Source organism: Promineifilum sp. (SeqCode) (genome assembly GCF_041918635.1).
Classification (GTDB): domain Bacteria; phylum Chloroflexota; class Anaerolineae; order Promineifilales; family Promineifilaceae; genus Promineifilum.
Genome location: NZ_JAYRVJ010000392.1, coordinates 1 through 5,026, shown reverse-complemented (window position 1 = coordinate 5,026; position 5,026 = coordinate 1). Strand labels below are relative to the sequence as shown.

General features: G+C 65.5%; 4 protein-coding genes. All 4 read right to left on the bottom strand.

Annotated elements, in window-relative coordinates:
- Positions 1 to 581 (bottom strand): glycerophosphodiester phosphodiesterase (locus ACE3UY_RS12215; protein ID WP_374687795.1); only part of this gene is annotated, 581 nt, incomplete at its 3' end.
- Between the two features lie 102 nt (positions 582 to 683).
- Positions 684 to 2,090: a pyruvate kinase gene (pyk, locus tag ACE3UY_RS12210; RefSeq protein WP_374687794.1), complete on the bottom strand. Its 1,407-nt coding sequence runs from the start codon at positions 2,088 to 2,090 to the stop codon at positions 684 to 686.
- 16 nt (positions 2,091 to 2,106) lie between these two features.
- On the bottom strand, positions 2,107 to 3,204 hold the full coding sequence (locus ACE3UY_RS12205) for a hypothetical protein (protein ID WP_374687793.1): 1,098 nt from the start codon (positions 3,202 to 3,204) through the stop codon (positions 2,107 to 2,109).
- Between the two features lie 121 nt (positions 3,205 to 3,325).
- A partial coding sequence (locus ACE3UY_RS12200; protein ID WP_374687792.1) for a short-chain dehydrogenase occupies positions 3,326 to 5,026 on the bottom strand: 1,701 nt, incomplete at its 5' end.

Genomic DNA, 5,026 nt, shown 5'->3' with positions numbered 1-5,026 from the left:
CCCATCAGTTCTTCATCGACCAACGTGTGGTCGGGGTGGTCGGCCTCGGCCCGCACCAGCGTGTGTGACAGCCGGAACAGGCGGCTCTCGCGCAGGTGGGCGACGGGGACGGAGGCCGGTAAGTGGCGGCGCGCCAGGCGCACGACAAACGGGCTAAAGGACGAGATGAGCACGCGGTCGGCCACGCCGTGGGCGACAATGCGTTGGGCCACGGCCTCGGACAGACCGCCGTCGCTCAGACCCAGCGCCTTCAGTTCGACGTTATAGAGCGTACGCCGGCCCAACAACTCAAAGATGTCGTCCAAGGTGGGGATGGGGTGTTCGCCGTCGATGGTCAGCAGTTGCAGTTCGGCCAGCGTCATATCGGCCACGCGGCCGGCGCCATCGCAGGTGCGATCCACCGTGTCATCGTGCATGATGACCGGCACGCCGTCGGCGCACAGTTGCACGTCGAACTCAATGCCGTCGGCGTTCTGCTCCAGCGCCAGGGCGAACGCGGCCAGCGTGTTTTCTGGCGCATCGGCGCTGGCCCCGCGGTGGCCGATGATGAGCGGTCGGGTCGCGTTGAGCCAAGTCATCATTAATTAACCACGGATTTCCACGGATCAGACGGATAAAAACGGATTGAACAGGGGTTCAATCCGTAGAATCCGTATCATCCGTGAAAATCCGTGGTGCATTTATTAAACAGTATGAACCTTGATGAGGTTGGTCTGGCCGGACTTGCCGAAGGGGACGCCGCCGGTGATGACGACGCGCTGGCCCGGCTCCAGACCGCTATCGCGCACCGCCTGGATCGTTTTGTCCAGCATCGTATCGGTGTCCTGGAAGGCGGGCACGAGCAGCGTGTCCACGCCCCAGACGAGCGCCAGCCGGCGCTGCGTGTGGGCGTCGGGCGAGACGGCCAGCACCGGACTGCGCGGCCGGAAGCGGGCGATCTGCTGCGCCGTCCAGCCGCTCAGGGTGGCGCTGACGATGGCCGCCGCGCCGACCTCTTCGGCGATGCTGCAACTGGCCCCGCTGATGGCCTCGGTCACGCTGCCGATGGCGTGCGGCGTCAGTCGCCGGTCGCGCCACTGGTCATAGGGGAAGGCGTGTTCGGTGATTTCACCGATCTGCTTCATCATCAGCACCGCCTCGACCGGGTACTTGCCCGTGGCCGTCTCGCCGGAGAGCATGACCGCGTCGGTGCCGTCCAGGATGGCGTTGGCGACGTCGCTGGCCTCGGCCCGCGTCGGCCGCGGATGTTCGATCATCGACTGGAGCATCTGCGTGGCGGTGATGACCGGCTTGCCGACCTCGTTGCAGGCGGCGATGATACGCTTCTGGAGCAGGGGCAGCTCCTGGGGCGGCAATTCAATGCCCAGGTCGCCGCGCGCCACCATCATGCCGTCGGCCGCGTCGCGGATAGCGATCAGGTTCTCGATGGCCTCGACCTTCTCGATCTTGGCGATGATGGGGATCTGGCGCGGGCAATCCTCCATCAGCGTCCGCAACTCCTGGATGTCGTAGGCGGTGCGCACAAACGACAGGGCGACATAGTCGAAGTCAAGTTCGGAGATCAGATTGAGATCGACGCGATCTTTATCTGTCATGCAGGAGATGGGCAGGTCGGTTCCGGGGGCATTGACGCCCTTGCGCGACTCTAGCAGGCCGGCGACCGTGACGATGCAGCGCAGGGTGTCGCCGCGCTTCTCGGCCACGGCAAATTCGACTTCGCCGTCGCCGATGACCATGCGGCTGCCCGGCTGGACGGCGGCGATCAGGTCGGGGTGAGGCAAGTGAATCATCGCCGGCTGGCCGGGGTGGGGCGTCAGCACGATCTCGTCGCCCAGCGACAACATCATGCCGCCCGCCTTGACCGTTCCCAGCCGTATCTTGGGGCCTTGCAGGTCGCCCAGGATAGCCAGCGTCTTGTTCTCGCTCTTCGCCACCTCGCGCAGCATGGCGACCGTCTTGGTGTGGGTGGCGTGGTCGCCGTGGGAGAAGTTCACGCGGGCGACGGTCATGCCCGCCGCCAACATGCGGCGGATGGTTTCCGGATGCGCCGAGCCTGGGCCAATGGTTGCAACTATCTTGGTTCGCGCCATAGAACTTACGGCTCGATCAGCCGGCCGCCTCAAGGGTAATGCGAATCTCGTCGTTATCCAGTCGCCGGGCGGTGACCCGGATAGCCTCGCTGTTGGCGAAAGTTTCTTCCAGCCACTCGTGCACCTGCGGCCCCAGCACCAGCCGGGCCTGATCGTCGGGCTGCAAGCGCCAGACGCTGCTGTGCCGATCCTGTCGCCCGCCAAACACGACGGTCACGTCGCGCGTTTCGGCCCGGTTGGTCTTGGCGAAGAAGGGCCAGTGCGCCGGCGTCAGGTTGACGAAGCCGCGACGGATGTGCAGCGGCTTGAGTTCGGCCAGATAGGTGAAGCTGTCGGCCATCGACTTCATGCTGGCGGTGATGGCCGGCTCGCCGGTCGGCGTCTCTTCCGGCGCTTCGGCCGTCCCGCGCGCGATCTTGCTCCGCGATGACTTGGCCGGGCGGGCCTTCTTCGCCTTGCGCCCGCTGAAGAGGCGCAGCACCGGCATGAGGGCCACGACCAGATCGGTGCAGATGTCCACCACGGTCAGGCCCATCGCCGCGGCCCGCTCCGACGGCAGGCGCAGGCTCAGGTAAACCGGCGTCACCCACTTATCCTCTTCCGTCAGATAGGCGGCGCGGCCGAATATCTCGCGCGCCTGCTCTTCGGTGAAGTTGCTGACGCTATCCTTGAACAGATCCAGATGGTGGGCGCGCTCGCCCGACTCCGCGTCAACCTGCATCTGCTGCACCCGCAGCGTCCAGTTGGGGTCAAGTTGGGTCAGGGCGTGATGGGCGGCGACGGGGTCTTTGCTGATGGCGGCCAATCCCTTGGACAGCAGGGCCTGACCGACGACGCCCAGTTGCACCTCCAGGCTCATCGGCCGGGCATTGAAGGCGATAAACGCCTCGCTGTCATAGGCGTCGCCCGTCGCCAGGTAGACGTTCTGATTCTCCTGGCTAAGCCCGTGCGTGGGGAACTCGTCGCGTGCGTCGGCCGGCAGGCGCAGATAGAGCGTTTCGATGAATAGCTGAAGCTGCGCCAGGGCGTACTTCAGCGCGTTCTCTTCTCCGGCCCAGCCGAACGCCGAAAAAACGGGCATGGACAGACCGGTGAAATCTTTAGATGCTTGCATAGGTCACTCAGGTGATTGAACCGCGCACCGAGCCCGTTGACGCTGGGCCTGCGAGGACGACCCGTCGGTGCAATGGTTTGATACTAGCCCAGGTACGGCAATTGTCAAGAAAAGCGGGCTATCATTTGATGCGATACCCGCCCGCTTCATTGTTAAAAATCCAGGCCACGACCGCGCCGATCTCGATGGCCTCCGGCAGATAGGTCTTGATAGTGACTGACGACGTGCCGCGGGTGTGGAGCATGTGCTTGGTGCGCTGCATGCGCTCGAAGCGCTCCTGCCACAGCCGGAAGTTGGCCGGCCGCAGGTCTACCCAGCCCTTGGCCGCCCAGGCGTTCAACTTCAGCCGGTCGACGTCGACCTCGCGGTAGATGCTCTCCGGGATGTTGAGGCGCGGGCCGCGCAGCAGCCGCTCGCCGTCGGGGGCCAGGATGGGCACGCCGATAGAAGTGATGGTCGTGCGCAGGTAGTCCTCGTGCAGAAGGCAGTCGTAGAGCGTCTCGGCGATCTCGCCCGGCGAGGCTGCCAGCACGTTGTCGAGCGTGCCGTAGTTGAGCTTCAGCAGGTGCGCCTCGTAGAGCAGCTTCGATAGCTCCGGCGGGCCGAGCTGGCCCAGGGCGACGCTGTGCGTGCCCGTCTCCTCCTCGATGCGGGCCATCTTGTCCAGCGCCGTCTGGCGCAGCACGCCGGCCCGGTAGCTGGGGTTCAGCAGGCTGCTGTCGATGCCGCCGATTACGTCGTAGCCGGTGTTACTGCCCTTGATCTCCAGCACCGCCTGCGCGGCGATCTCCTCCGGCGTGATGAACTCCATCTGGTCGGTATGGGTGATCGTCTCGAACTCGCCGCGGGCGAAGAAGCCGTTCTCGCCGGTGTCCACGCCGGCCATTTGCAGCTTGTCCAGCCGCTCGTACTGGTTCTCGTCGCCGCGAAGCAGCAGTCGGTCGCCGAGGGGCTGCTCCTGGCTCTGGTAGCGCATCTGGGGCCGGCCGCGCAGCTTGACCGACTTGTAGGCCACGCGCCGGTAGCCGATCATCGCCGCCGGCTTGAGTTCCTTGACCAGCGGCCCATCGGGCGTGCGGGCCATCAGGAACATCAGCCCCGTGTGGGCGAAGGCGACGGCCGTCTTGCTCATCAGCTTGAAGCTGGGCCGATCCTCGCTGTGGGTGTAGGGGATGTTGAGGCCCATGCCGCCCGTGCCCGTCGTGCCGATCTTCAGGTAGAGCCGCGTGCCGCACTCCGACATGGCGCGGTGGATGACCTGCACGTGGCGGATGAGCTGCGGCAGCGATTGGGAGATGAGCAGGGTGCTGACGTTCTGCTCCAGGTCGCGGCCGAGCGCGTCCAGGGCGGCCAAGTCCTGGTGATCGACGATCTGGGCGAGTTGGCCCAGCAGGTCGTGGGTCTGCTTGCTCAGGCTGTCCACGTCCTGATAGCTGATGGCCGTGGCGGTGTTGATGCAATCGACGACGACGTTGGGCCGGTACTGGCGGATGAGTTGGGCCAGGCCGGAGCGGGTGTAGGCCTCATCGAGCGGGCCGAACAGATCCTGGTAGAGGTGGTCGCGCCGGAGTGGACTCTGCGTCAGGCGGCGGCGGCTCTCCAGCATAAACTCATCGCGGACGAAGACGTCGCCCCACGCGCCGACGAACTCCACGTTGCAGAACTCGCGACGCGCGTCGTGGAGGAATTCGCGCACCTCGCCGCGGTAGAGGCTGGCGACGACGATGCGCTCCGGCTCCAACTCGCGGGCGATCTCGCGGACGATCTGCGCGCCGACCAGGCCGGCGCCGCCGAGGACGAGGATGCAGCGGTCGGCGTTCAT